The 23,873-nt window shown below is 69.2% G+C and carries 24 protein-coding genes; 10 read left to right on the top strand and 14 right to left on the bottom strand.

The genetic code is table 11. The annotated features are described in order from the left end of the window. Positions 1-48 precede the first annotated feature (48 nt). Positions 49-606 (top strand): RNA polymerase sigma factor, encoded by a 558-nt coding sequence (locus ACLM5J_RS15495; protein WP_413657360.1) that lies wholly within the window; start codon positions 49-51, stop codon positions 604-606. Then, on the top strand, positions 603-1,370 hold the full coding sequence (locus ACLM5J_RS15500) for a hypothetical protein (RefSeq protein ID WP_413657361.1): 768 nt from the start codon (positions 603-605) through the stop codon (positions 1,368-1,370). Before ACLM5J_RS15495 ends, ACLM5J_RS15500 begins: the two co-directional genes overlap by 4 nt. An 81-nt stretch (positions 1,371-1,451) precedes the next feature. Here the strand turns inward: ACLM5J_RS15500 and ACLM5J_RS15505 are convergent, their stop codons facing one another. Beyond that, positions 1,452-2,891 carry a SulP family inorganic anion transporter gene (locus tag ACLM5J_RS15505; RefSeq protein ID WP_413657362.1) on the bottom strand — a complete coding sequence of 480 codons (1,440 nt, stop codon included), beginning with the start codon at positions 2,889-2,891 and terminating at the stop codon, positions 1,452-1,454. A gap of 246 nt (positions 2,892-3,137) precedes the next feature. Continuing rightward, on the bottom strand, positions 3,138-4,082 hold the full coding sequence (locus ACLM5J_RS15510; protein WP_413657363.1) for a helix-turn-helix transcriptional regulator: 945 nt from the start codon (positions 4,080-4,082) through the stop codon (positions 3,138-3,140). 61 nt (positions 4,083-4,143) lie between these two features. Here ACLM5J_RS15510 and ACLM5J_RS15515 point away from each other — a divergent pair, with 61 nt between their 5' ends. Together ACLM5J_RS15515 and ACLM5J_RS15520 are read left to right on the top strand one after the other, a co-directional pair. After that, positions 4,144-5,157, top strand: coding sequence for an ATP-binding cassette domain-containing protein (locus tag ACLM5J_RS15515; protein WP_413657364.1), 1,014 nt, complete (start codon positions 4,144-4,146; stop codon positions 5,155-5,157). After that, positions 5,154-5,945 (top strand): ABC transporter permease, encoded by a 792-nt coding sequence (locus tag ACLM5J_RS15520; protein ID WP_413657366.1) that lies wholly within the window; start codon positions 5,154-5,156, stop codon positions 5,943-5,945. The genes ACLM5J_RS15515 and ACLM5J_RS15520 overlap by 4 nt, the downstream gene beginning before the upstream one ends. A 66-nt stretch (positions 5,946-6,011) precedes the next feature. Here ACLM5J_RS15520 and ACLM5J_RS15525 read toward each other — a convergent pair whose 3' ends face one another. Continuing rightward, positions 6,012-6,281 (bottom strand): Rho termination factor N-terminal domain-containing protein, encoded by a 270-nt coding sequence (locus tag ACLM5J_RS15525; RefSeq protein WP_413657367.1) that lies wholly within the window; start codon positions 6,279-6,281, stop codon positions 6,012-6,014. 89 nt (positions 6,282-6,370) lie between these two features. Here ACLM5J_RS15525 and ACLM5J_RS15530 point away from each other — a divergent pair, with 89 nt between their 5' ends. Continuing rightward, a complete protein-coding gene (locus ACLM5J_RS15530; RefSeq protein WP_413657368.1) occupies positions 6,371-6,532 on the top strand; it encodes a hypothetical protein in 162 nt (53 codons plus the stop codon). 35 nt (positions 6,533-6,567) lie between these two features. Here the strand turns inward: ACLM5J_RS15530 and ACLM5J_RS15535 are convergent, their stop codons facing one another. Further along, a complete protein-coding gene (locus ACLM5J_RS15535) occupies positions 6,568-7,521 on the bottom strand; it encodes a TIGR03557 family F420-dependent LLM class oxidoreductase (protein WP_413657369.1) in 954 nt (317 codons plus the stop codon). A gap of 261 nt (positions 7,522-7,782) precedes the next feature. Between ACLM5J_RS15535 and ACLM5J_RS15540 the strand changes: the two genes are divergently transcribed. Then, the gene (locus tag ACLM5J_RS15540) at positions 7,783-8,541 is read left to right on the top strand and encodes a GAF and ANTAR domain-containing protein (RefSeq protein WP_413657371.1); all 759 of its coding nucleotides are present in this window, start codon (positions 7,783-7,785) and stop codon (positions 8,539-8,541) included. Here the strand turns inward: ACLM5J_RS15540 and ACLM5J_RS15545 are convergent. From ACLM5J_RS15545 to ACLM5J_RS15555, 3 genes are read right to left on the bottom strand one after another with little or no spacing between them, the layout of a single operon-like run. Continuing rightward, complete coding sequence (locus tag ACLM5J_RS15545) at positions 8,528-8,737, bottom strand: CDGSH iron-sulfur domain-containing protein (RefSeq protein WP_413657372.1); 210 nt, start codon at positions 8,735-8,737, stop codon at positions 8,528-8,530. The genes ACLM5J_RS15540 and ACLM5J_RS15545 overlap by 14 nt on opposite strands. Beyond that, positions 8,734-9,750, bottom strand: a complete 1,017-nt coding sequence (locus ACLM5J_RS15550) for an iron-containing redox enzyme family protein (protein WP_413657373.1) — start codon at positions 9,748-9,750, stop codon at positions 8,734-8,736. The genes ACLM5J_RS15545 and ACLM5J_RS15550 overlap by 4 nt, the downstream gene beginning before the upstream one ends. A gap of 20 nt (positions 9,751-9,770) precedes the next feature. Further along, positions 9,771-10,463: an RsmD family RNA methyltransferase gene (locus ACLM5J_RS15555; protein ID WP_413657374.1), complete on the bottom strand. Its 693-nt coding sequence runs from the start codon at positions 10,461-10,463 to the stop codon at positions 9,771-9,773. A 274-nt stretch (positions 10,464-10,737) separates the two neighbouring features. Here ACLM5J_RS15555 and ACLM5J_RS15560 point away from each other — a divergent pair, with 274 nt between their 5' ends. Next, entirely contained in the window at positions 10,738-11,520 is a 783-nt protein-coding gene (locus tag ACLM5J_RS15560) for a sigma-70 family RNA polymerase sigma factor (RefSeq protein ID WP_413657375.1), read from the top strand. Here ACLM5J_RS15560 and ACLM5J_RS15565 read toward each other — a convergent pair. The 3 genes from ACLM5J_RS15565 to purL all read right to left on the bottom strand — a co-directional run bounded on the left by ACLM5J_RS15565 (position 11,517) and on the right by purL (position 15,650). After that, positions 11,517-12,242 carry an alpha/beta hydrolase family protein gene (locus tag ACLM5J_RS15565; RefSeq protein ID WP_413657376.1) on the bottom strand — a complete coding sequence of 242 codons (726 nt, stop codon included), beginning with the start codon at positions 12,240-12,242 and terminating at the stop codon, positions 11,517-11,519. The two genes, ACLM5J_RS15560 and ACLM5J_RS15565, sit on opposite strands and share 4 nt — an antisense overlap. Before the next feature lie 8 nt (positions 12,243-12,250). Next, complete coding sequence (locus ACLM5J_RS15570) at positions 12,251-13,318, bottom strand: hypothetical protein (RefSeq protein WP_413657377.1); 1,068 nt, start codon at positions 13,316-13,318, stop codon at positions 12,251-12,253. Positions 13,319-13,388: 70 nt separating this feature from the next. Further along, the gene (gene purL / locus ACLM5J_RS15575) at positions 13,389-15,650 is read right to left on the bottom strand and encodes a phosphoribosylformylglycinamidine synthase subunit PurL (RefSeq protein ID WP_413657378.1); all 2,262 of its coding nucleotides are present in this window, start codon (positions 15,648-15,650) and stop codon (positions 13,389-13,391) included. A 215-nt stretch (positions 15,651-15,865) separates the two neighbouring features. Here purL and ACLM5J_RS15580 point away from each other — a divergent pair, with 215 nt between their 5' ends. Continuing rightward, positions 15,866-17,209, top strand: coding sequence for a glycoside hydrolase domain-containing protein (locus ACLM5J_RS15580; protein WP_413657379.1), 1,344 nt, complete (start codon positions 15,866-15,868; stop codon positions 17,207-17,209). A 91-nt stretch (positions 17,210-17,300) separates the two neighbouring features. Here the strand turns inward: ACLM5J_RS15580 and ACLM5J_RS15585 are convergent, their stop codons facing one another. The 3 genes from ACLM5J_RS15585 to purS are packed head-to-tail and all read right to left on the bottom strand — an operon-like array spanning position 17,301 to position 18,682. Continuing rightward, complete coding sequence (locus ACLM5J_RS15585; RefSeq protein WP_413657380.1) at positions 17,301-17,747, bottom strand: DUF3817 domain-containing protein; 447 nt, start codon at positions 17,745-17,747, stop codon at positions 17,301-17,303. 18 nt (positions 17,748-17,765) lie between these two features. Then, entirely contained in the window at positions 17,766-18,434 is a 669-nt protein-coding gene (gene purQ / locus ACLM5J_RS15590) for a phosphoribosylformylglycinamidine synthase subunit PurQ (RefSeq protein WP_413657381.1), read from the bottom strand. Continuing rightward, positions 18,431-18,682 (bottom strand): phosphoribosylformylglycinamidine synthase subunit PurS, encoded by a 252-nt coding sequence (purS, locus tag ACLM5J_RS15595; protein ID WP_413657382.1) that lies wholly within the window; start codon positions 18,680-18,682, stop codon positions 18,431-18,433. Before purS ends, purQ begins: the two co-directional genes overlap by 4 nt. A gap of 107 nt (positions 18,683-18,789) precedes the next feature. Here purS and ACLM5J_RS15600 point away from each other — a divergent pair, with 107 nt between their 5' ends. Beyond that, positions 18,790-19,287, top strand: a complete 498-nt coding sequence (locus tag ACLM5J_RS15600; protein WP_413657383.1) for a general stress protein — start codon at positions 18,790-18,792, stop codon at positions 19,285-19,287. Positions 19,288-19,333: 46 nt separating this feature from the next. Here the strand turns inward: ACLM5J_RS15600 and ACLM5J_RS15605 are convergent, their stop codons facing one another. Beyond that, positions 19,334-20,884 carry a long-chain-fatty-acid--CoA ligase gene (locus ACLM5J_RS15605; protein WP_413657384.1) on the bottom strand — a complete coding sequence of 517 codons (1,551 nt, stop codon included), beginning with the start codon at positions 20,882-20,884 and terminating at the stop codon, positions 19,334-19,336. A gap of 151 nt (positions 20,885-21,035) precedes the next feature. On the opposite strand from ACLM5J_RS15605, the gene ACLM5J_RS15610 reads away from it, so the two are divergent. After that, the gene (locus ACLM5J_RS15610; RefSeq protein WP_413657385.1) at positions 21,036-23,840 is read left to right on the top strand and encodes an FAD-binding and (Fe-S)-binding domain-containing protein; all 2,805 of its coding nucleotides are present in this window, start codon (positions 21,036-21,038) and stop codon (positions 23,838-23,840) included. The last annotated feature ends 33 nt before the right edge of the window (positions 23,841-23,873 follow it).

Consider the following 23,873-nt stretch of genomic DNA (forward strand, 5'->3'; position numbering starts at 1 on the left):
TTTCCAACGCTCAGGTCACATTGAGCGGGTGAGCGGACACTACCGAGTGTGACCACCCGAGAAGAGAGCTTCACCCGCTGCTGGCAGGCGGATGCACCCAGAGTGCTGGCGTTCGCGCGCCGTCACCTCGGGGACGACGCCCAGGATGTTGTCGCGGAGACCTTCCTGCACGCCTGGCGCCGCTGGGACGAGTTGCCCGATCCACCGATCGGCTGGCTGCTCGGCACCGCCCGCAAGGTGATCTCCAACCGGGTCCGGGGCGCTGTCCGGAACCGCGCCCTGGTGGACCGGGTGGCGCTGCTCGACGCCGTCGCCGCTGACGTCGCCGACCACCGGGGCGCAGCCGGTCAGGACGGCGCACTGGCCCGGCGCGAGGCGCTGGAACGGCTGGCGGCGCTGCCCAACGAGCAACGCGAAGCCCTGCTACTGGTGGCCTGGGACGGGCTGAGCTCCGACGAGGCCGCGCAGGCCCTAGGGCTGCGCCCGGCGACCTTCCGCAAACGACTCAGCCGGGCGCGTGCCGCGCTCAGCCCGGTCGAGGAACCGCATCCGGAGCCCGGCCTTGCCCCGCTCCCTACCCGACACCCCATCAAGGAGTCCTCATGAAGTCCGAGTCGATCGTCGAGTCACTGCGTCCCGCCCCCGAAGCACTCGATCCAGCCTGGTCGGTCGACACCTTGGAGGCGATCCTTGCTGCGCCTGATCCGACAGCGCCGCGACGTCGCCGAGCACGAGTGCTGGCCGGACTCGCTGGAGTTGCGGTGCTGGGGCTCGGCGGCGCCGCTTGGGCTGCCGGGCTGCTGCCTGGCGGGAACGAGGCACCGGAGTCGGTGCGCAAGGAGGTCAGCAAGTGGGGCGGCGACGCCGATGGGCTCCGCACCGTCGCGGACGTGACGCTGACCGACGGGACCGGGTTCGTGATCTGGCAGGCCGAGGGCGACCGGTCCTGCATGGCCATCTCCCACACCCGACCGGGCACCCCACGCAATCAGATGTGGAACGGCAGTACCGGCTGTGGGACCGGTGACCTCTCCGCCGACTCCGCCGGCAGGGTCTGGGTGGTCCGCGAGGGCGCGGCCGCGCCGGGTGAGCCCGGGTGGCGGACCGCGCCCTGGTACCCGGTGGCCTACGGCGTCACCAAGACCGGCGCCACCGAGGTGCGGATGCACGGCACCCTGGCCTGGACCGAGGATCGGATCGACCTGACGATCCCCGTCGATCCCAAGACCGGTGGATTCGCCGCGGCGCTGGACGGCGTCAGCTGGCCGGCGGGCAACTACCCCGAGACAACCACCAAGGCGTTGAGCGGCCTGACCTTCGACTACCTGGACGCCGACGGAACCGTCCTGGCCACCGCCTGCGATTGCTGACGCTCAATGTGACCTGACGGCGCACTTCGGACCGAATTCCCGACGCTGAGGTCACATTGAGCTAGTGCGACGCCGATTGAGCTAGTCGACGCCGAGCTGGCCGCTGAGCCGTCGGTGCATCCCGGCGCTGGCGTCGTTCAACCCGCGGATCTCGACCTGCTTGCCGAGGCGCGCGTACTTGGCCTCGATCGAGTCCAGGACGGCGACGGTGGAGGCGTCCCAGACGTGGGCGTCGCTGAGGTCGATCACCACCCGGTCGGGGTCCGCGGTGTAGGAGAACTGGCTGTAGAGGTCGTTGCTGGAGGCGAAGAAGAGCTCGCCGGTCACCCGGTAGACCACCTGATCGTCGTCGACGTGCCGGGCCAGCCCGGCGAGGTGTGCCACCCGGCGGGCGAAGAGCATCAGCGCCACGATCACGCCAGCGATGACGCCGATCGCGAGGTTCTCGGTGGCCACCACGACGGCCACCGTCACCAGCATCACGGCGGTCTCCGAACGGGGCATCCGGCGCAGGGTGGACGGCGCGATGCTGCGCCAGTCGAAGGTGGTCACGGAGACCACCACCATCACCGCGGCCAGCGCCGCCATCGGAATCCGGCCCACGGTCTCGCCGAGGCCGACCACCAGAAGCAGCAGCCAGACACCGGCCATCACCGAGGAGATCCGGGTCCGAGCCCCGGCTTCCTTCACGTTGACCATCGTCTGGCCGATCATCGCGCAGCCGCCCATACCGCCGAAGAGTCCGGTGACCAGGTTGGCGCCGCCCTGGCCGAGCGCCTCCCGGGTCTTCGAAGAACGGGTGTCGGTGAGGTCGTCGACCAGCTTGGCGGTCAGCAGCGACTCCATCAGCCCGACCAGTGCCACCGCCAGCGCATAGGGCGCGATGATCTTCAGCGTCTCGGCCGTCAGCGGCACATCGGGGAGCATCAGGCCGGGCAGGCTGTCGGGCAGTTCACCCTCGCCGGAGAGCTGCGGCACCGCGGCGCCGGTCGCCCAGACCAGCACCGCCAGCCCGACGACGGTGACCAGCGGCGCCGGAACGACGCGGGTCAACCGGGGCACCAGCACCATCAGCGCGATGCCGAGCGCAGCGATCGCGGCCGTCGTCACGCCGTGCTCGACCAGGTGCGGCACCTGGGCGGCGAAGATCAGGATGCAGAGCGAGTTGACGAAGCCGACCATCACCGAGCGCGGGATGAACCGCATCAGCTTCCCGATCCCCAACAGGCCGAGGGCGAGCTGCATCGCTCCGGCCAGCAGCACGGTGGCGATCAGGTACTGCATGCCGTGCGAGGCGACCAAGGGCGCGATCACCAGCGCGGTCGCTCCCGCGGCACCGGAGACCATCGCCGGACGCCCACCGAGGAGGCCCGCCGTCACCGCCATCGTGAAGCTGGTGAAGAGCCCCACCCGCGGATCGACGCCGGCCAGCACCGAGAACGAGAGCGCTTCGGGGATCAGGGCCAGGGCGACCACGAGACCCGCAAGCACTTCGGTCCGGACGAGTCGAAGCTTCTGCACCGACCGATGCTATGCCGCTCGATGTGACCTGACGGCGGCAGGCCAAGCTTGCTGTTTCGTTGGTCGAGCTGGTTTCGTTGGTCGAGCTGGTTTCGTCGGTCGAGCTGGTTTCGTTGGTCGAGCTGGTTTCGTTGGTCGAGCTTGTCGAGACCACGGAGGGTGATCTCGACAAGCTCGATCACCGGGACGGCTCGATCACCGGGACAACCCGATCACCGGGACAACTCGATCACCGGGACAACTCGATCACCTTGAGCGAGCGAAGCGCCCCGCGACCTGCGCGACGGCGTCGGCGAGCTCGCGCGGATGCTCGACGGCGAAGTCGAGATCGACCGAGGCGAGGATGCCGAGGGGCCAGAAGAGGTCGGGGGCGTTCATCGTCAGGATCACCTCGTCCCCCTGCTCCTCGACGACACCCCAACGGCCGGCCGCCGCCCGGACCTGCTCGGCTCCGCCTCGGAACCGGACCCGGATCTCGTGGCGGGCCGGGATCGAACGGATCCCGGCCCGGACGAACTCGAGAGCATCGCTGGCGGGCAGCTCACGCTGCCGGAACCGGGCGCCGGTCAAGGCGGGCGCGCTGACCCGGTCGACCCGGAAACTGCGCCAGGCATGGCGTTCACGACACCAGGCCACCAGGTACCACCGCTGTCCGATACTCACCAACCGGTGCGGCTCCACATGGCGCTGGCTCGTCTCGCCGCTGTTGGCGGTATAGCCGAAGCGAAGCGTCTCGTCGTCCCGGCAGCCCTGGGCGAGCAGGATCAACGCGCTGGCATCCACCGACGGCCCGAAGCCCGGCGCCGGCAGGGTCTGGCTCTGCACCGCATCGATCCGGCGCCGCAGCCGCGGCGGCATCAGGCTGACCAGTTTGGTCAACGCCTGCAGGGACGAGTCGTTCAGACCTTCGATCGCGCCGGCCGCCGCACTCCGCAGCCCGACGGCGATCGCCACCGCCTCCTCGTCCTCCAACAGGAGCGGCGGCAACTGGCCACCGGCCTGCAGCTGGTACCCGCCCGCGACCCCGCGGACGGCGTCGACCGGATACCCGAGGTCACGCAACCGGTCGACGTCGCGGCGCAGCGTGCGCGGGCTGACCTCGAGCCGGTCGGCGAGTTCGGCGCCGGCCCAATAGCGGTGCGTCTGCAGCAAGGAGAGCAGGCGCAGCATCCGAGCACTGGTGTTGGCCATAGATCCAACCTAGATCGAATTGCGGTCAGAAAGTGACCGCAAGCCACGATGGAGTTCTCTCATGACCACTTCTCAGAGCTCCGAACCGGTGATCGTGACCCGCGGACTGACCCGGCACTTCACCACCCGCAAGCAGACGGTCGAAGCCGTGCGCGGCCTCGATCTGGAGATCACTCAGGGCGAACTCGTCGCCTTCCTCGGCCCGAACGGCGCCGGGAAGTCCACCACTCTGCGGATGCTGACCACCCTGCTGGCACCGACCGCCGGCACCGCCACTGTGGCCGGCCACGACATCGTCACCGGACGGCGCGACGTCCGCCGGGCGATCGGTTACGTCGGCCAGGGGAACGGTGCCGGACACCAGCAACGCGGTCGCGACGAACTGATCAGCCAGGGCCGGGCGCACGGCCTCAACAGGCGCGCCGCGCACGCCCGTGCCGCGGAGCTCATCGACGACCTCGACCTGACCGCCGTCGCCGACCGCAAGGTGAGCACCCTCTCCGGCGGACAGCGCCGCCGACTCGACATCGCGATGGGCCTGGTCCACCTACCCCGGGTGCTCTTCCTCGACGAACCCTCGACCGGGCTCGACCCGCAGAACCGGGCCAACCTCCAGGGTCTGGTCGAGCGGCTGCACGAGCAGACCGGCTCCACCATCGTGCTCACCACCCACTACCTCGAGGAGGCCGACGCGCTCGCCGAACGGGTGGTGGTGATCGACCACGGCCTGGTGATCGCCGACGACAGCGCGAGCCGACTCAAGTCCCGGCTCGGGGACCACGTCACCCTGCGGTTCGCGACCGCCCACGACGCTGCGCGGGCCGCGACCCGGGCGCAGCGCCTGCCCGGTGCCCAGGTGAGCCAGGAGCAGGACACGGTCCAACTGCGGGCCACCGACGCGCACCGCGCCGCACCGGCACTCCTCGCCGACCTCCAGGCCGACGGCGTCCCCGCCCGGAGCGTCGAAGTCGCCCGCCCCACTCTCGACGACGTCTTCCTCGACCTCACCGGACGCAGCCTGCGGGAGGCCAACGAGACCACCAGCCCGGTCAGCATCGAAGGAGCAGCAGCATGAGTACCACCACGATCACCCCGCAGGTCACTGTGCGTGACACCCCCGTCAGCGGCTTCTGGGCCGACACCTGGAACGTGATGACGCGCGAACTCAAGCCGGTCCTCCGCGAACCCGCCTCGGTGCTCTTCGCGATGGTCCAGCCGCTGGTCTTCCTCGGTCTCTTCGCGCCGCTGTTGCCCGACACCCCGGACGGTTCCGCGTTGCAGTGGTTCGTCCCCGGGATCGTCGCGATGACCTGCCTGATGGGCGCCTCGTTCACCGGCGCGAACCTCTCGGCCGAGATCATCTCCGGCTCCCACGAACGGATGCTGGTCTCCCCGCTGAGCCGTTCCTCACTGCTGGTCGGACGAGCTTTCAAGGAGGTCGTTCCGCTGCTGATGCAGACCGCGATCATCCTGATCGTGGTCACCCCGTTCAGCTTCGACCTGCACCTGGGCGGCGTGCTGGTCGGGATGGCGATGCTGGCGCTCTTCTGCGTCGGTGGCGGGGCGCTCTCCTTCGCCCTGGCGCTGATCTCCGAAGGTCAGGAGTGGCTCTTCTGGACGGTGCAGCAGACGTTGGTCTTCCCGATCCTGCTGCTGGCCGGCATCCTGCTCCCCCTCGACGGCGCCCCCGGCTGGCTCCGTTTCATCTCCGACCTCAACCCGCTCACCTATGTGGTCGAGGCGGAGCGTGAGCTCTTCTCCGGGGTCTGGAACGCCGACGTCATCGCGGCCGGATTCGCCGGTGGCGCCGTCGTCGCCGCGTTCGGCCTGGTGGTCGGCGTCCGGACGATGAATCGCTCGTAGCAGAAGAACCCCTGCACCACAGGCGCCCCGGCCCCGAACACCGGGGCGTCTGTGGTGCGGGGGTGGTCAGTGGTTACGGAGCGCGTCGATCAGCTCCGCCTTGTTCATGCTCGACCGACCCTCGATCTCCAGCTCCGCAGCTCGGTGGTGCAGCTCCTCGACCGTCCATTCGTCGTACGGTTCCGCCTCGCCGCCCTTGCGCCCCACCGCCGAACGTGACGTCGCCGCCGCCTGGTTGGCGATCCGTGCCGCCTTCTCCTTGCTGGCGCCGTCCTCGCGCAACTCCTCGTAGAGCTCGTCGTCCTTGATGCTGGGTCCGTGGTCCTTGGCAGGCATCGTGGCTCCTCTCGTCGATGGCACCCTTCGGTACCCGAGCCGGCGAGCCTTCATGCATGGCGGGCGCCCAACAGGGGTACCGCATCCACATGACCCAACCTCATGACATGCATCCCGAGGACCACTCCCCCGAAGGCGGCGGCCAGGACCCCACCGGGGTCAGCAAGGCGCCGGCACGGGTGGGCGCACTCGTCGCTCTGATCGTGGCGGCGCTGGCGATCATGATCATCGTCGCCGTCCTCATTCTGTAGGCCGACGCCGCTGAGCCACGCGACCTGCGCGCCGATCAACCAGCGCGCAGGCGCGGCAGCACCTGCTCGCCGTAGGCGGCGATCATCTCCCGGTAGTGCGGCCCGATGTTGGCGACGTAGACCTCGTCGAACCCGGCGTCGACGAACTCCTGGAGTTTCGCCACATGGGCGTCGACGTCGTTGCCGCAGGTGACTGCCTTCCGGGTCTGTTCGGTGGTGACCAGTTCGCCGGCCTGCTCGAAGTGCTGCGGCGTCGGAAGCACCTGAGCCAACTCGCCGGGCACCCCGCTGGTGCCCCACAGCCGGTGCGCGATCTCTACGCCCTCGTCAGCCGTGGGAGCCCAACACACCTTCGTCCCCGCCTGCGCCGGGCCTGAGGAGAGCTCGCGGAACCGGGCCAGCGGTTCCGGGTCGGGCGAGGTGGTGATGTAGCCGTCGCCGATCTCCGCGGCGGCCCGGATCGAATCCGGGCCGAAACCCGAGACGTAGACCGGCGGTGGCGACGTCGGGGTGGTGTAGATCTGCGCCTGGTCGAGCTGGAAGTACGTGCCGCGGTGCGTCACCACCTCTCCGGTCCAGAGCCGGCGGATCACCTCGACCGCTTCGCGGAGCATCTCCAGGCGGATCGCGGCCGGTGGCCAGGGCTCACCGGTGATGTGCTCGTTCAGCGCCTCGCCTGTGCCGACGCCGAGTACGAACCTGTCGCCGAGCATGACAGCACTGGTCGCGGCCGCCTGCGCGACGATCGCCGGATGGGTCCGCACCGTCGGGCAGGTCACCGCCGTCGTCACCGGTAGGTCGCACGCCTGAGCGATGGCGCCGATCACGCTCCAGACGAAGGGGCTTTCGCCCTGGGCGTGGTTCCAGGGATGGAAGTGGTCGCTGATCCACAGCGCATCGAAGCCTGCCTGTTCGGCAAGGGTGGCCTGCTCGACCAACGCTCGCGGCCCGTGCTCCTCGCACAGGAGGAAGTAGCCGAATCTGGTCATCGTTCCTGCCTTCCTGATCTCGCCTCTTCAGCCGCAGCCGTACGGCCCGGTCCGGGCGCGGTACCCGGTGGCGGTGAAGACATGCCGTGCTGCTTTCGATACCCAGAAAGCAGGAAAGGGACGACCACTACGCGGAACCTGATCGGCGCCCCATTGCGGGGCTGACTATCGTGATTGCCAGTAGCAACTTCCCCTCTCGTGCTCGCCCAAGGAGAACCGATTGCCCTCGGCCTTCCGTGCCACCGCTCACCGGACTTCCCGATGACCAGAGAACCGTCGCCGCCCAACCATGCGGCCTACTTCGCGGCGCTCAGCGAGCAGCTCCACGCCGAACCGACCGAGGCTCTGACCATCGAGCGGATCTGCGAGCAGGCGCTCGAGCTGGTCCCGGCAGCCCACCACTGCGGCGTCACCCTGCGCCGCCGACGCGGCCGCTTGGAGACCGTCGTCGCCTCGCATGACGTCGTCGCCGCCTGCGACGCACTCCAGCTCGAAGTGGGCGAAGGGCCCTGCCTCGAGCCGCGTCAGGACCTCGGTGCCTTCCTGGTCCGTGACACCGCCCTCGACCCGCGCTGGCCGCAGTGGGGCGCCGGGGCAGCCCAGCTCGGGATCCGTTCCCTGCTCAGCGTCCAGCTGATCGCCCCACAGCGTGGGGACGGCAGCTCCGTGCTGGGTGCACTGAACCTCTACGACGCCCGGATCGGCACCTTCACCCGCGACGATCTGGACCGGGCTCTGCTCTTCGCCACCCACGCTGCCAGCGCTCTGGCCGCAGCACAGAAGATCGACGGCCTGGAGACCGCGATCCACTCGCGACAACTGATCGGGGTCGCCCAGGGCATCCTGATGCAACGCTACGGACTCAGCCTGGACCGGTCGTTCGAGGTGATGCGGCGCTACTCCAGCGAGACCAACATCAAGCTGCGCGACGTAGCCCAGATGGTGGTGGACAGCCGCGACCTCCCCGAACCCGTCACCCCGACGATCACCAACGGACACGAGCCGCTCACCCCTGCCTGACGGCGGCGCCAGGGGCCAGAAACCTATGGGTCCCGTCGCACCACGGCAACCGCTGCGACCGCTCGCAGCGGCAGACCGCCACCACCGGCCGGGTCACCGCGACGGCTTCGCCGTCCGGCCCCGGCCATTCGGTCGCGCCTCGCACCAGGAGGGGCCCGTCCGGGCAGGCGCGCGTCCGCACCTCCTGCTCGCTCATGCCACCTCCTGCCCAGCACCGTTCGTCGCCGCCGGCGACGCCGCCGAGGTCGACCACCGCTTGAGCAGGGCTCGGTCGGCCCGTGCGCCCAGGTACAAGGCGAGTTGCGCGCCGAACAGCACGTCCCCCGCCAACTCCGGCTCGTCCGCGACCAGCCCGCCACAGAGGTCGGTCAACGCGATCTGCTCATGGACCGCGTCGGCCTCGACGTGTTCGTCGTAGTAGTCGAAGACCTCGCGCGGTAGCCCGAGCCGCTCCACGCCCTGACAGATCCGGCGGCACGGCAGACTGCTGGTCGCCTCGAATGCAGCCAGGTGGCCCGCCGCGATCGCCCGGTTCCGACGGTGCAGACAAGCGAAACTCAGGGCGTTGCTAGCGGCCAGAGTCGCAGCATCGGCGTCGTCGAGATAACGCCCGTACCGGGCGTCGAGGCCGCAGGCGACCATCGCCGACGCGAAGAGATCCTGATGCAGCCGCTCCGCCCGGCCGGCGCCATACTCGTCGTACTGCACCTCGGCCAGCGCCACCTTGACGCTGCCGCGCAGCCGCGGGAGCACGAAGCTGTGGGCGTCGGCCTCCTTGAGGTGATAGATGCTGCGTTGGCGCAAGAAATCGGCGAACTGGTCAGCGGTCGCCCGCCGCTGTAGGTGGCGGGCGAGACCCGCGTCCGGAGCGTCGTCGATCACCTGCCGTAGCGCATCCACGATCTGTGATGGACGGGCGCCCACGGTGCCGACCCCGACACTGGCGACCAGCCCGCGCAGGGCCAACTCGAAAGGCGCCTCCAGCAACTGGCGCATCGCCAGCAGTTCGAGGTCCCACTCAAGTGCCGGGTCCACCTCGTCGAAGCCGACGTAGTGCATCTCGTACATCATCCACAGCGCGAGCTGGACGTCGTCGTCATCGAGGAGCCCCTCGGGCTCCGGTGGTTCTGGGAGCTGGTCCGCACCGAGGCCCAGCATCCTGCGCCGGACCCAGGCGCTGACCGGCCCTCGGCTCTGTGGCAAGAACACGCGTACTCCTTCCGGTTCCGCTAAGCCAGGTTCTGGTGTCGCTGGAGGTGCGCGACGACGCCGCGGCCCTGGTCCTGTCGCCAGACCCGCTGCACCTGCCACACAGCGTCGTCCTCGACGTCGGCGAGGAGCTGCGTCAGCTGCTCCGCGGTGCCGAGCTGGATCAACACCGATCCGCCTGGCAGGAGGTGGGCGTTCACCGCCCGAAGGCACTCCGCGGCGACGTCGAGTCCAGCCGGGCCACCGTCGATCGCGAACAGCGGGTCGGCGGGGAACCGGTCGGTGCCGCTACTGGGTACCCACGGCGGATCGATGATCGCCACCGCGAACCGGTCGGCGGGGGTCAACGCCTGCTCCGCGCGGGCGTTCCTGACCTCGACCCGATCGGCCATCTGGGCTCGCTCGGTATTGCCGCGGGCATATCCGCAGGCGATCGGGTCGGCGTCCACCAGGACACCGGCCCGATCGCTCAGGGTGAGCGCCAGCAGACCGATCTGGCCTGCACCCGCGCACAATTCGAGGACCGGACCGGCTGGGGCGCCAACCATGAGTTGGGCCGCCCAGAAAGATTGATGGGTGGTCCACTGGCGCGGTTCCAGCACCCGGTCATCGAACTGGATCGCCAACCCTCCGAACAGCACTTGCTGCACGGGGTAGGTCCCCTCGACTCCCCCACTCACCGAGTGCTCGTCATACGCCAGCTCGTTGGTCACCTGGGCCTTCCTTTCACCGGAACTCGGGCAGCAGCAGTACCCACTCATCCGACCTTCACTCATCGCCACCGCGGGCGATCGCCTGTTGCCTGATCCTCATTTGTGGGTAAGGTCGTAGGTGGAAGCGCATTCGGGTGAGCTCCATCAAAGGCTCGCCTGTGCACGCACTCGCTGGAGCCAACGGCGAGGCAGCCCGCAATCACCAGAGGACGGTCCTGTCATGACCGAAATCACCGGCTTCAATCATGCCCACGAACTCACACGAACTGACCGGATGGCCAGAACGGCCGAGCTCTTCGACAAAGCCAGCTGTGCCTCTGCGGAGGAACGCACCAGGTTGCTGGACGAAGTCATTCTGCTCAATCGCTGTGTTGCCGAGTCGATCGCGCACCGCTACAGCGAACGAGGAATCTCAGCCGACGACCTTCGTCAGACCGCCTACGAGGGGCTGGTCAAAGCTGTCCACCGGTTCGACCCGGCGCGACAGAAGGACCTGCTCACCTTCGCGGTACCAACGATCCGGGGCGAACTGCGCCGCTACTTCCGCGATCACGGCTGGGTGGTCCGGCCACCGCGCGGGATCCAGGAGCTCCAGCAGCGGATCCGGGCTACCACCGACCAGTTGACCCACGACCTGGGCCGTGACCCCGACACCGACGAGGTGGCGGCGGCACTCGATGTCAGTGTGGCGGAGTACCACAGCGCACTGGCCACCGAGGGTTGCTTCCAGCCCGCCTCACTCGACCAGCCCTTCACCGACGGCGGCGCGATCGGCGACCGGATCGCCAGTGATGTCGACGAGCAGAGCGCCGCGGAGGCCCGGGTCCTGCTCGCCAACGCGCTGCGGCAGCTGAACGAACGCGAGAAAAGGCTGATCTACCTCCGCTTCTTCGAAGAACAGACCCAGGCCGAGATCGGCCGGCAGTTGGGCGTCACCCAGATGCACGTCTCGCGGCTGCTGACGGCGGTCAACCAGAAGCTGCGCCAGCGGATCGAGAACAGCCCCACCGCCTGCCCCCTCCGGATCCGAGGTGCCGGCCTGGGAGCCGCCGCCTAGTCCGGGGCAGCCGCGTTCTCCAGCACCTGGATCACCGCAGCCCACGCCGATGAGCACGGGTCGATCAGGTCGAAGTGGCCACCGTCCACCTCGACCAGTTCGGCCCGCGCCGCGGCGGCCTTCGCCGCGGCCACATAACGCTGCGCCTGATCGAACGGTACGTCGACGTCGTCGCGGGCGTGGACGCACCAGATCGGCACCCCCAGCGGCACCTGCTGCACCGGGTCGACCCGGGCATCGATCGGCTGCTCGCCCAGCAACTCCTCGACCGCGCCCCCACTGAGCCCGGCACGGGCGGCCTCACCGAGATCCAACAGGCCGGCTTGGCTCAGCACCGCGGTCACCGCTACCCGCTCCGGCCAACCGAACCGACCGCGCGCCGCCGCCCAAGCCGCCAGGTGACCGCCTGCCGAATGCCCGAGCGCCACCACCGGCCCGGCCGGATCCACCTCGGGAAGCTCGGCAAGCAGGTCGATGGCGGCCGCGACGTCGTCGAAGGTCTCCGGGAACCCGCCGCCGTTGCCGACCCGCCGGTACTCGAGGTTCAGCACGGACCACCCGCGAGCAACCAGGTCTCGTGCCAGCGGCCGACCGAGTGCCAGATCGTAGGCGGCGCGCCAATAGCCGCCGTGGATCACCACGACGACACCCCGCGCCCGGCTCACCGGCGTCCATTCGGCGAACTGCGCCGGATCGGCGCCGTAGGCGATCTTCTGCGTCATCGCACCACTCACCGGGCCGCGAAGACAGGCTCGCCGGAGAGCAGCATCTGGTAGACCACCTGGGGAGCACTGTCGGCCTGGAGACCCAACTCGATCCGCACCACGCCATCCTCCACCTCGACGTCGTCCACCGCGACCCGCTCGGCGAACGGGCGGCCGTCGCGCACCGAGACACCCTCGCGCCACAACGTCGCCAGCGGCTCGGCTGCCGCCTCGGCCTCACCGGGGCCCGCGAAGTGGTAGACGACGTGGATCTCGGCCACGCCGTCATCGGTCCCCCACCCGATCCCGACCCCGTCGAAGGCCTGCTGGATCGGGCCCGGCGTCCCGGGGCTGAGCTGCTTGCCGCCGAGCCCGGCGAGGCCGACCGGCTGGCTGAGCACCGCCGAGAGCACCTCCTCGTCGTCGAGCGCCCTCGCCAGCGCGACCGCCCGCTCGTCCTCGGCGAGGGTCTCGGTCTGCTCCCGCCACGCCTGCACCAGAGGCGTGGAGCTGCTGAGCGCGATCCGGCCGCCCTCCTCGCTGAGCCGGATCGGCTGACCCAGCGGGCTGAACCCGTTGGTGTTCTTCAGGTCGGTCTGCCCGTCCGGCGCGGTGCTGTTGGAGACGATGCCGTCGCCGACCTCGACCAGATCCTTGTTCAAGGTGTCCTTGTCGAAGTCGCCACGAGCGACCGTCAGCACCGACGGCGGGCGACCACCTTCGACGAAGCTGTCCACGTCCTGGAGCGACCAACCCGCCTGCGCCGCGAAGTCACCGCTCGCGGCGTACTCCACGTTGAAGCCAGAGCCGATCGGCACGAAGATCGGCGTGACCTTGCCGTCGACCGGCATGCCGCCAACCGCCGCAAGCCACTGCAGGTCGTCTCCGGTGCGGGTGAGCTTCGCGGTCCGTAGGGCGCCGTCGAGGTCGGCGGTCACCACCCACAGGCCGGACTCGGCAACGCTTCGTGGCAGTTCGCGGAGTTCGCCCGCCACCGACCACTGCGCGGCGTGATCGGGTTCGTCGTCGTCGGAACAGGCACTGAGCGGAGTCAGCAGGATCAGGATCGCCGCTGCTAGGGCACGTCTACGCATACGAAAGCTCCCCTGCCGAGATGACGGACTTCAGCCATCATCCCCGACAGGGGAGCCTACGAAACGGAACTCAGCCCAGCGCGGCCGGCAGCGTCGCCGCCCAAGCGGCCCGCGCCTCCTCGACGCCGAGGGTGAACTGACCCTCGACGGCGATCTCGGTGCCGCCGGTGCGACCCAGCTCGGCCAGCGGCACACCGTGCTTGGCGGCCAGGGCCGTCAGGTCCTCGGCGTCGCCGTCCGCGACGGTGACCAGCACGCGCGCGGTCGACTCGGCGAAGAGCGCCACGAACGGGTCGGCGTGGACGCCCTCGAGCGCCACCGAGACGCCGATGCCGTTGCGGAACGCGGACTCGGCGAGGGTCTGTGCGAGACCACCGTCGGAGAGGTCGTGCGCCGAGGTGAGCGTGCCGACGCCGTCGACCAGGAACTCGGCCAGCGCCTGCTCGGCAGCCAGGTCGAGCTTCGGCGGAAGGCCGCCGAGGTGGTTGTGGACGACGTTCGCCCACTCGGAGCCGGAGAGCTCCTCACGGGTCTCGCCGAGCAGGTAGACCCGCTCGCCCTCGGCCTGGAAACCGGCCGGGGTGCGCTGCGAGACGTCCTGGATGACACCGAGCACCGCGACCACGGGGGTCGGCAGGATCGCGGTCTCACCGGTCTGGTTGTAGAGGCTGACGTTGCCGCCGGTCACCGGCACACCGAGCTCGAGGCAGGCGTCCTTGAGACCACGGCAGGCCTCAGCGAACTGCCACATCACCGACGGGTCCTCGGGCGAACCGAAGTTCAGGCAGTCGGAGACGGCGAGCGGGGTGGCGCCACCGGTCGCGACGTTGCGGTACGACTCGGCCAGCGCCAACTGAGCGCCGGTGTACGGGTCGAGCTTGGCGAAGCGGCCGTTGCAGTCGGTGGAGATCGCGACGCCGAGGTTGGTCTCCTCGTCGACGCGGATCATCCCGGAGTTCTCCGGCTGCGCGAGCACGGTGTTGCCGCGGACGTAGCGGTCGTACTGGTCGGTGATCCAGGACTTGTCGCAGAGGTTCGGGCTGGCGACCATCTGGAGCAGGGTCTCCTTGAGCGCGTCGCCGCCGACCGGGCGGGCCAGCTTCTCGGCGCCGTCGGCCTGCAGGGCGTCCTGCCACTCGGGGCGCGCGTAGGGGCGCTCGTAGACAGGGCCGTCGTGGGCAACGGAACGCGGCGGCACGTCGACGACGCGCTCGCCGTGCCAGTCGATCTCCAGACGGCCGGTGTCGGTGACCTCACCGATCACGACTGCCTCGACGTCCCACTTGCGACAGATGGTCATGAACGCCTCGACGTTCTCCGGCGTCACCACCGCCATCATCCGCTCCTGGGACTCGCTCATCAGGATCTCTTCGGGAGCGAGCGAGGAGTCGCGCAGCGGAACCAGGTCCAGCTCGACGTGCATACCGCCGTCACCGGCGCTGGCCAGCTCGGAGGTGGCGCAGGAGAGCCCGGCACCGCCGAGGTCCTGGATGCCGGCGACGAGCTTGGCGGCGAAGATCTCGAGGGTGCACTCGATGAGCAACTTCTCCATGAACGGGTCGCCGACCTGGACGCTGGGACGCTTCGCGGGGCCGCCCTCGTCGAAGGTCTCCGAGGCGAGCACCGAGACGCCGCCGATGCCGTCGCCACCGGTGCGGGCGCCGTAGAGAATCACCTTGTTGCCGGTGCCCGAGGCGTTGGCCAGGTGCAGGTCCTCGTGGCGCAGGACGCCGATCGCGCCGGCGTTGACCAGCGGGTTGCCGAGGTAGGTGGTGTCGAAGACGGCCTCGCCACCGATGTTGGGCAGGCCGAGGCAGTTTCCGTAGCCACCGACACCGGCCACGATGCCGGGCAGCACCCGGTGCGTGTCGTCGGCGTCGAGCGGGCCGAAGCGGAGCGGGTCGACGACGGCGACCGGGCGGGCACCCATCGCCAGGATGTCGCGGACGATGCCGCCGATGCCGGTCGCGGCGCCCTGGTAGGGCTCGACGAAGGAGGGGTGGTTGTGCGACTCGACCTTGAAGGTGACGGCGTAGCCGTGGCCGATGTCGATCACGCCGGCGTTCTCGCCGATACCGGCCAGCATCTTGCCGGCCTTGGTCTCCTGCGGGATCTCGCTGAACTGCTTGAGGTGGACCTTGGTGGACTTGTAGGAGCAGTGCTCACTCCACATCACCGAGTACATCGCCAACTCCGAGGAGGTGGGGCGACGACCAAGGATCTCGCGGATCTTGGCGTACTCGTCGGCCTTGAGGCCGAGGTCAGCCCAAGGCTGCTCGCGAGTGGGGTCCTGAGTGGCGACGGCGACGGTGTCCAGCTGGCTCTTCTGCACAGGGCGAAATCTACCGTCAGCGGCGCGCCGGGCCGCAGGCAGGCTGGACCTGCGCTCCGGTGCGACCAGAAACACCTCCGAATTACATATGTGTAATTAATTCTCCGGCCAACTTTCCGCATTTAATTACAGGCTTGTAATTAGTTCTCGCGGTGTTACTCATGTGAATTATGGGGTTAGAGTGATTGCACATTTCCCCCTTTTGGAGAATCCGCATGCGCCGCCTTCCCCGAAACCGCGCCGCCGTGCGCGGCACCCTTGCTACCGCCGTCGCAGGCCTGGTCGCCAGCGCCACCCTGACCGCGCCGGCCGCCCACGCCGACCAGGTCACGCCGGGCAACTTCACCGGCTACGCGTTCGACCAGTGCCTCACCCCCACCCAGGCCAAGATGGACGCCTGGATGGAGCACTCGCCGTTCGCCGGCGTCGGCATCTACATCTCCGGCGACTCGCGAGCCTGCCGCTCGCAGCCGAACCTGACCGCGACCTGGGTCAAGAAGCAGATCGCCAACGGCTGGAAGCTGCTGCCGATCACCCTCGGCCCGCAGGCCAACTGCCTGAGCCGCTTCCCGCGGTACAAGGACGACAAGGTGATCGCGGCGAGCAGCGCCAACACCTACGCCGCGGCCCGCAAGCAGGCCCGGGCCGAGGCCGCCAAGGCCGTCGCCGCCGCCCAGAAGCTCGGCATCGACGCCGGCAGCACCCTCTGGTACGACCTCGAAGGTTTCGACAGCACCAAGAAGGTCTGCCGCGAGTCCGCGATGTGGTTCCTCTCCGACTACAACAAGACGATCAAGTCGCTCGGCTACGTCTCCGGGGTCTACTCCAGCGCCGGCTCCGGGATCAAGCTGCTCGACGACGCGCGCGTCAAGGAGCCCGGAAAGTACACGCTCCCCGACCGCCTCTGGGTGGCCCGCTGGGACGGCGTCGCCAACCTCGAGTCACCCGGCTACCTGCGCACCGACGGCTGGATGCCGCACGGCCGGGTCAAGCAGTACCGCGGCGGGCACAACGAGACCTGGGGCGGCGTCACGATCAACATCGACAGCAACTTCATGAGCCTGGGCAAGGGCAGCACCGGCACCCCCGGCGGCGTGATGTGCAAGGAGCGGGTGCAGGCGAACCTGAGCCGCTACCCGGTGGTGCGCGTGAACGCCAACTCCGGCACCGTCAAGGCGTTGCAGTGCCTGCTCCGCAAGGCGGGGCACTACCGCGGCCCGGTGAGCGGACGCTTCGACAACACCACCCTGCAGGCCGCCAACGCCTTCCAGCGGCGCAACGGGTTCAACACGGTCTCCGGCTTCACCCGCAAGCAGTGGACCTCGCTACTGAGCATCGGCAACAACCCGACCATCAAGCGGGGCAGCGCCGGTGTCGCAGTCCGCAAGCTGCAGCGGACCCTGACCGCCGCGACCGGCCGCCCGATGACCTACACCGGAGTCTTCGACGCCGGCACCGAGCAGCAGGTCAAGGCCTGGCAGAAGCAGGTCGGCCTCCCTCAGTCGGGCGTCGTCAACAAGGCCGCGTGGCGGCTGCTCCAGCAGGGCAAGATCCGCTGATCCCAGCGTGACGGCATCGTCCAACGAGAAACGCCCCGAGCATCAGCTCGGGGCGTTTTCTCATGCCGTCTCGACGGCGAGTGGAGCCAGGTCAGCCGACCGGCGGGCCGGCGATCAGCGCGACGCCGGTAAGGGCGGCCACCGCGACCACCGCAGCGACGAGGCCCTGCAACGGCTTGGTGACCAGCCAGCGGGTGATCCGCTCGACGGCGCCGCTCGGCTCAGCCGAACGCAGCCGCCACTCGGCACCGAACCAACCGCGACGCTCGGCAGCGAGGTCGAACCAGACCGTGAAGAACGGCGGGACAGCGGCAGCGAGGCCCAGCAGGACCCGCTTGGCGCCCCACTTCTGGTCGATCCCGACCACCAGGGTGGTCAGGCAGTAGGCGATGAACACCGTGCCGTGCAGCATGCCGCCGATCCGGACACCGAGTTCGGTGGTCTCAGTGACGTACTTGAGGAACATCCCGCTGAGCAGCAACGCCCAGGTGATGGCTTCCGCCACGGCGACGATGCGGAAAAGACGCTGGGGTTTCATGGTGGGGAAGGTCCTCAATCAGGCGAAGGTCGACTCGACCAGGCTAGTGAAGAAGCCCAAACCCTCGGTGCCCGGACCGCAGAGCTCTTCGACCGCGTGCTCGGGGTGCGGCATCAGGCCGACCACGTTGCCGCGCTCGTTGGTGATCCCGGCGATGTCGCGCAGCGAACCGTTCGGGTTGACGTCGAGGTAGCGCGCGACCACGCGGCCCTCGCCCTCCAGCAGGTCCAAAGTGGCCTCATCGGCCACGAAGGAGCCCTCGCCGTTCTTGAGCACCACGGTGATCTCGGCGTTCTCGGCGTAGGAGGAGGTCCAGGCGGTGCGGTTGTTCTCGATCCGCAGCTTCTGGTCGCGGCAGACGAACTTGCGGTGATCGTTGCGGATCAACGCGCCCGGCAGCAGGTGCGACTCGCAGAGGATCTGAAATCCGTTGCAGATGCCGAGGACCGGCATCCCCTTCTCAGCGGCAGCGATGACCTCGGTCATCACCGGCGAGAAGCGAGAGATCGCGCCACAGCGGAGGTAGTCGCCGTAGGAGAAACCGCCCGGCAGGACGACGGCGTCGACGCCCTGGAGGTCATGGTCGCCGTGCCACAGCGCGACAGCCTCGTTGCCCCCGATCCGGACGGCGCGCTGCGCGTCGACGTCGTCGAGGGTGCCGGGGAAGGTGACGACGCCAACCTTCACGAGGCGTCCTCGACGTGGACGGTGAAGTCCTCGATCACGGGGTTGGCGAGCAGCGTGCCGGCGATCTGCTCGATCTCCGCGAGACGCTCGGCGTTCACCTCGCCCTCGATCTCGAGCTCGAACCGCTTGCCCTGACGTACGTCAAGGACACCGGAGAAGCCGAGCCGGGGCAGAGCACCCTGGACCGCCTTTCCCTGCGGGTCGAGAATTTCGGGCTTGAGCATGACGTCGACGACGACCCGGGCCACTGGGGACTCCTCATGTAGCGCGCTGAATACCGCAGCCGAGTCTACCGAGCGGGGAGCCACACGCCGGAATCGGGGACCGGCTTGGACCGCGGGGGCATTCTGGAGCCATGGCCGCCCCTCGTCGCACCACCGCCGGACTTGATCTGGAGTTCCCGCAATCGCTGGCTGTGCACCAGCACTACGCCGACGCACAGCGGGCCGTCGACTACCTGGCCGACCACGGGTTCCCGGTGCAGAACTGCATGATCGTCGGCACCGACCTCAAGCAGGTCGAACGGATCACCGGCCGCCTCACCACCGCGCGGGTCGCCGGCCTGGGCGTCATCTCGGGCCTCTGGCTCGGCCTCTTCGTCGGCTTGATCCTGGTGATGTTCGGCGACGGCGGCGCGCTCGCGATCATCGCCTCCACCGCTCTGCTGGGCGCACTGTTCGGCGTGATCTGGGCGCTGCTCGGCTACGCCTCCACCAAGGGCACCCGGGACTTCTCCTCGGTCAGCGTGGTCGTCGCCACCCGCTATGAGGTCCTGGTGGAACACAAGTACCGCCAACAGGCCCTCGACCTGTTGGCGGCACTTCCCGGCGCTCTGCCGGACCCGTTCGCCTGAGCGTCAGCTCGGTTCGGGCACCGAGCGTCAGCTCAGGCTCCGAGCGTCAGCTCAGCTCGCGCTTGAGGATCTTGCCGGTGGCGGTCATCGGCAGCGCGCTGACGATCTCCACCGAACGCGGGTACTTGTAGCTGGCCATCTGCTCCTTGCCCCAGGCGACCAGCTCCTCGGCACTCACCTCGGCGCCCGGGTTGAGGATCACGAACGCCTTGATCTCTTCGCCGTGTGAGTCGTGCGGAACCCCGATCACCGCGGCCAACGAGACGTCCGGGTGGGTGACCAGGACCTCTTCGATCTCCCGCGGGTAGACGTTGAAGCCGCCGCGGATGATCAGGTCCTTGGCCCGGTCGACGATGTAGTAGTAACCGTCGGCGTCCTTGCGGGCCAGGTCGCCGGAGCGGAACCAGCCGTCGTGGATCGCCTCGGCAGTCGCCTCGGGACGCCGGTAGTAGCCCTTCATCACGTTCGCACCCTTGATCGCGATCTCGCCGACGGCATCCTCGCCGGTGACCTCGTTCCAGGCGTCGTCGATCAGCTTCATCTCGACGTCCGGGATCGGGACGCCGATCGAGCCGACCCGCGGCGGCTTGCCCCACGGCGCGAAGCTGGCCACCGGGGAGGTCTCCGAGAGGCCGTAACCCTCCAGGATGGTGACGCCGAAGCGACGCTCGAACTCCTTGTGCACCTCGACCGGGAGCGCCGAACCCCCCGCGACGGCGACCCGAAGGTTGGCGGCCAGGGTGGCGACGTCGACGTCCTCGTTGAGGGCGCCGAGCAGGCCCCAGTACATGGTCGGCACGCCGCCGAAGAAGGTGACCTTCTCGCGCAGCATCAGGCCGAGCGCGGCGTTGGCCTCGAACCGCGGCAGCATCACCACGGTGCCGCCGAAGGCGAAGGCACCGTTCTGGATCACGGTCTGGCCGAACGAGTGGAAGAGCGGCAGCACACAGAGGTAGGTGTCGGGGTTCTCCTCGTCGGCGCCGAAGAGCTCGCGCCCGGTGAGGGCGTTGGAGTGCATGTTGCTGTGCCGCAGCTCCGCGCCCTTGGGCTGACCGGTGGTGCCCGAGGTGTAGAGGATGACCGCGGTGTCGTCGGCGTCGGTGGCGACCGTCTCGAAGGTCGGTGCCTGACCGGCGAGCGCCTGGCCCAGCGTGGTCGCGCCCTCGATCGGGGAGGCGGCGGTCGGGTCGGCGGTGATCACCACGAAGGTCTCGCAGCCGTCCGTCTGCTCGAACCCGGTGTGGCCCTCGGCGCCGATCGCCAGGTCCGGCGTCCCCTCGAAGCAGAAGTAGGCCTTCGCCTCGGAGTCGCCCAGGTGGTAGGCCACCTCGCGGCCCTTGAGCAGGATGTTGAGCGGGACGACGACGGCGCCGGCCTTGAGGATCCCGTAGTAGACCAACGAGAAGTAGGGCAGGTTCGGGCAGCTCAGCGCCACCTTGTCACCGGGCTGGATCCCCTTGCTCACCAGGAAGTTCGCGACCTGGTTGGCGCCGGCGTTGACCTGCGCGTAGGTGAGGCGGGTCTCGCCGAGTACCACCGCATCGCGGTCGGGGTACTTGCGGGCGGAATCCTCCAAGAAGACAGCAAGGTTGAGCACGTCGGCCTCCGAACGGCTGGCAGTAGGTGACCAGACGGTAACCTGCTGTGGCAAACGACACACCCCTCAATGTGACCTCACGGTCGTCCAGACCCGGATTTCCGCGCGCTGAGGTCACATTGAGCGGGGCTGGGGCGACTACGCTGTCCGCGTGTCGGAGCAGGTGGCGGAGGCGGACGAGCAGGGTGACCTGCGCGCTGCGTTGCGCCGAGCCGGGGTCGACGACGTCCGCGATGACGCCGCGAGCCGGGCCGCCTACACCAGCGACGCCTCGCTCTATCGGGTGCCGCCGCGGCTGATCGCCTTCCCTCGCAACGCGGAGCAGGTCGCAGCCGCGATCGAGGTGGCGCGCGAACACCGGGTGCCGTTGACGCCACGCGGTGCCGGAACCTCGGTCGCCGGCAACGCGATCGGGCCCGGGATCGTGCTCGACGTCTCGAAGCACCTCGACCGGATCATCGCGATCGACACGCAGGCCCGGACCGCGCGAGTCCAGCCGGGCGTGGTCCAGGCAGATCTGCAACGCGCTGCCGCCCCCTTCGGCCTCCGCTTCGGCCCCGACCCCTCGACGGCGTCCCGGTGCACGATCGGCGGAATGATCGGCAACGACGCCTGTGGCAGCAGGTCGTTGGCCTACGGGCGCACCGCCGACAACGTCGAGGCGCTGAGTCTGATCACCGGGACCGGAGCCGAACTCATCACGTCGCGGACCACCGGGCATCGGGGGTTCGCACCGGCTCGGCTCGCCTTGGGCGAGCTGATCGACACCCATCTCTCCGTCCTGCGTACCGAGTTCGGTCGCTTCCCCCGCCAGGTCTCCGGGTACGCGTTGCAGCACCTGCTGCCCGAACACGGCCGTGACCTCACCCGCGCGCTCGTCGGCTCGGAGGGGACGCTCGGGGTCGTCACCGAGGCCACCGTGCGGCTGATCCCCGAGCCGAGGCACCGGGTGCTGGTCGTCCTGGGCTATCCGGAGATGGTCACCGCTGCCGAAGCGGTGCCCGGCCTGCTGACCCACGAGATGACGGCCTGCGAGGGCTTGGACTCCCGGATCGTCGACGTCGTCCGCGCACGGCGGGCGGTGCCCGAACTCCCCGACGGCCAGGCCTGGATCTTCGCCGAACTCGCCGGAGAGTCGCCCACCGAGCTCGAAGCACGGGCGGCCCGACTGGCCCGCGACTCTGCCACCCGACACCACCGCACGGTCATCGATCCCGTGGAGATGAAGGCGTTGTGGGCGATCCGGGCCGACGGGGCCGGTCTCGCCGGACGAAGCCCGGCCGGCTACCCGGCCTGGCCCGGCTGGGAGGACGCCGCGGTTCCGCCGGAGAACCTGGCCGGCTACCTCCGCGGATTCCAAGCCCTGCTTGAGGATCACCAACTGACCGCGATGCCGTTCGGGCACTTCGGCGAAGGCTGCGTCCATGTCCGCTTGGACTTCCCACTCGAAGCCCCCGACGCCGCACAGCGGGTGACCGCCTTCGCCGAGGCGGCCGCCGACCTGGTCGCCGAGCACGGCGGCTCGCTGTCGGGCGAACACGGCGACGGCCGGGCGCGGAGCGCACTCCTGGATCGGATGTACTCCGCGGAGGCGATCGCCCTCTTCGGCGCGGTCAAGGAACTCTTCGATCCCCTTGCCCTGCTCAATCCTGGGGTTCTGGTGGCGCCCGCGGCTCTGACGGCCGACCTCCGGCTCCCGCGCCCAGCGCCGTCCGGGAGGCAGGTCCTGCGCCTCGCTGACGGCGACGACCTCAGCACCGCGGTCCACCGTTGTACCGGGGTCGGCAAGTGTCGCGTGACGACGCCCGCCTCTGAGACAGTGATGTGCCCGTCGTTCGCGGCGACCCGCAACGAGATCGACTCCACCCGCGGCCGGGCCCGGGTCCTGCAGGAGATGATGGACGGCGGCCTGGACGGCGGCTGGCGCGACCCGGCGGTCCACGACGCGCTCGATCTCTGCCTGTCCTGCAAGGGCTGCGCCTCCGACTGTCCGACCGGCATCGACATGGCGACCTACAAGTCCGAGGTGCTGCACCACTCCTATCGACGCAGACTCCGACCACGTACCCACTACACACTCGGCTGGCTCCCCCGCTGGGCCGACGTCGCCGCTCGCCATCCGCGGTTGGCGAACGCGCTGACCGGCTCCCGGCTCACCCGGCGGCTCGCGCTGTGGGCGGCCGGCGTCGACGCTCGCCGGTCGGTTCCGAAGTTCGCGCCGACCACCTGGCGGCAGAGCGAACCGCCACCCGCCCGCGACGGGCTTCCGGTGGTGATGTTCGTCGACAGCTTCACCGACCACTTCGCTCCCGAGGTCGCTCAGGCCACCCGGGACGTGCTGGTCCGGGCCGGGTTCGCACCGCGGAGTGCCGACGAACAGGCCTGCTGTGCGCTGACCTGGATCACCACCGGCCAGCTCGACGCGGCGAAGAAGCGCCTCGCGCGCACCGTCGAACTCCTCCTGCCCGCTGCCCGCGCAGGGACCCCGATCGTCGGGTTGGAGCCGTCCTGCACCGCGGCGCTACGCCACGATGCGCCGGCCCTGCTGGGCACCAAGGATGCGCAGTTGGTGGCCGACGCCGTCGTCACCTTGGCGGAGCTGCTGACCCGCACGCCGTCCTGGACCCCGCCGATCCTCTCCGGGATGACGGTGCTCGCTCAGCCGCACTGCCACCACCATGCGGTCCTGGGCTGGGAGACGGATGCTGCGCTGCTCGCCCGGACCGGCGCCGAGGTGGTCCGCCTCGGCGGCTGCTGCGGTCTGGCCGGCAACTTCGGGGTGGAGCGTGGCCACCACGACGTCTCGGTCGCCGTCGCCGACCTGCAGCTGATGCCGGCCCTGGCCCAGCACCCGCAGGCGATCGTGCTCGCTGACGGGTTCTCCTGCCGTACTCAGGTCGACGACCTCGCCGGGCGGCACTCGAAGCACCTAGCCCAGCTGCTCAATGAGACCTGAGCGCTCGGAATTCAGCGCTGAAGGCGCCGCCAG

Origin of the sequence: Nocardioides sp. Bht2, assembly GCF_047308515.1 — a bacterium.
GTDB lineage: Bacteria > Actinomycetota > Actinomycetes > Propionibacteriales > Nocardioidaceae > Nocardioides.

Coding starts and splice junctions, on each gene's coding strand:
- ACLM5J_RS15525 (WP_413657367.1), bottom strand. CDS start 6,281: ATGCCTGCCAAGGACCACGGACCCAGCATCAAGGACGACGAGCTCTAC.
- ACLM5J_RS15560 (WP_413657375.1), top strand. CDS start 10,738: ATGGCCAGAACGGCCGAGCTCTTCGACAAAGCCAGCTGTGCCTCTGCG.
- ACLM5J_RS15520 (WP_413657366.1), top strand. CDS start 5,154: ATGAGTACCACCACGATCACCCCGCAGGTCACTGTGCGTGACACCCCC.
- ACLM5J_RS15600 (WP_413657383.1), top strand. CDS start 18,790: ATGGCCGCCCCTCGTCGCACCACCGCCGGACTTGATCTGGAGTTCCCG.
- ACLM5J_RS15540 (WP_413657371.1), top strand. CDS start 7,783: ATGACCAGAGAACCGTCGCCGCCCAACCATGCGGCCTACTTCGCGGCG.
- ACLM5J_RS15580 (WP_413657379.1), top strand. CDS start 15,866: ATGCGCCGCCTTCCCCGAAACCGCGCCGCCGTGCGCGGCACCCTTGCT.
- ACLM5J_RS15570 (WP_413657377.1), bottom strand. CDS start 13,318: ATGCGTAGACGTGCCCTAGCAGCGGCGATCCTGATCCTGCTGACTCCG.
- ACLM5J_RS15585 (WP_413657380.1), bottom strand. CDS start 17,747: ATGAAACCCCAGCGTCTTTTCCGCATCGTCGCCGTGGCGGAAGCCATC.
- ACLM5J_RS15565 (WP_413657376.1), bottom strand. CDS start 12,242: ATGACGCAGAAGATCGCCTACGGCGCCGATCCGGCGCAGTTCGCCGAA.
- ACLM5J_RS15500 (WP_413657361.1), top strand. CDS start 603: ATGAAGTCCGAGTCGATCGTCGAGTCACTGCGTCCCGCCCCCGAAGCA.
- ACLM5J_RS15545 (WP_413657372.1), bottom strand. CDS start 8,737: ATGAGCGAGCAGGAGGTGCGGACGCGCGCCTGCCCGGACGGGCCCCTC.
- ACLM5J_RS15510 (WP_413657363.1), bottom strand. CDS start 4,082: ATGGCCAACACCAGTGCTCGGATGCTGCGCCTGCTCTCCTTGCTGCAG.
- ACLM5J_RS15535 (WP_413657369.1), bottom strand. CDS start 7,521: ATGACCAGATTCGGCTACTTCCTCCTGTGCGAGGAGCACGGGCCGCGA.
- ACLM5J_RS15530 (WP_413657368.1), top strand. CDS start 6,371: ATGACCCAACCTCATGACATGCATCCCGAGGACCACTCCCCCGAAGGC.
- ACLM5J_RS15515 (WP_413657364.1), top strand. CDS start 4,144: ATGACCACTTCTCAGAGCTCCGAACCGGTGATCGTGACCCGCGGACTG.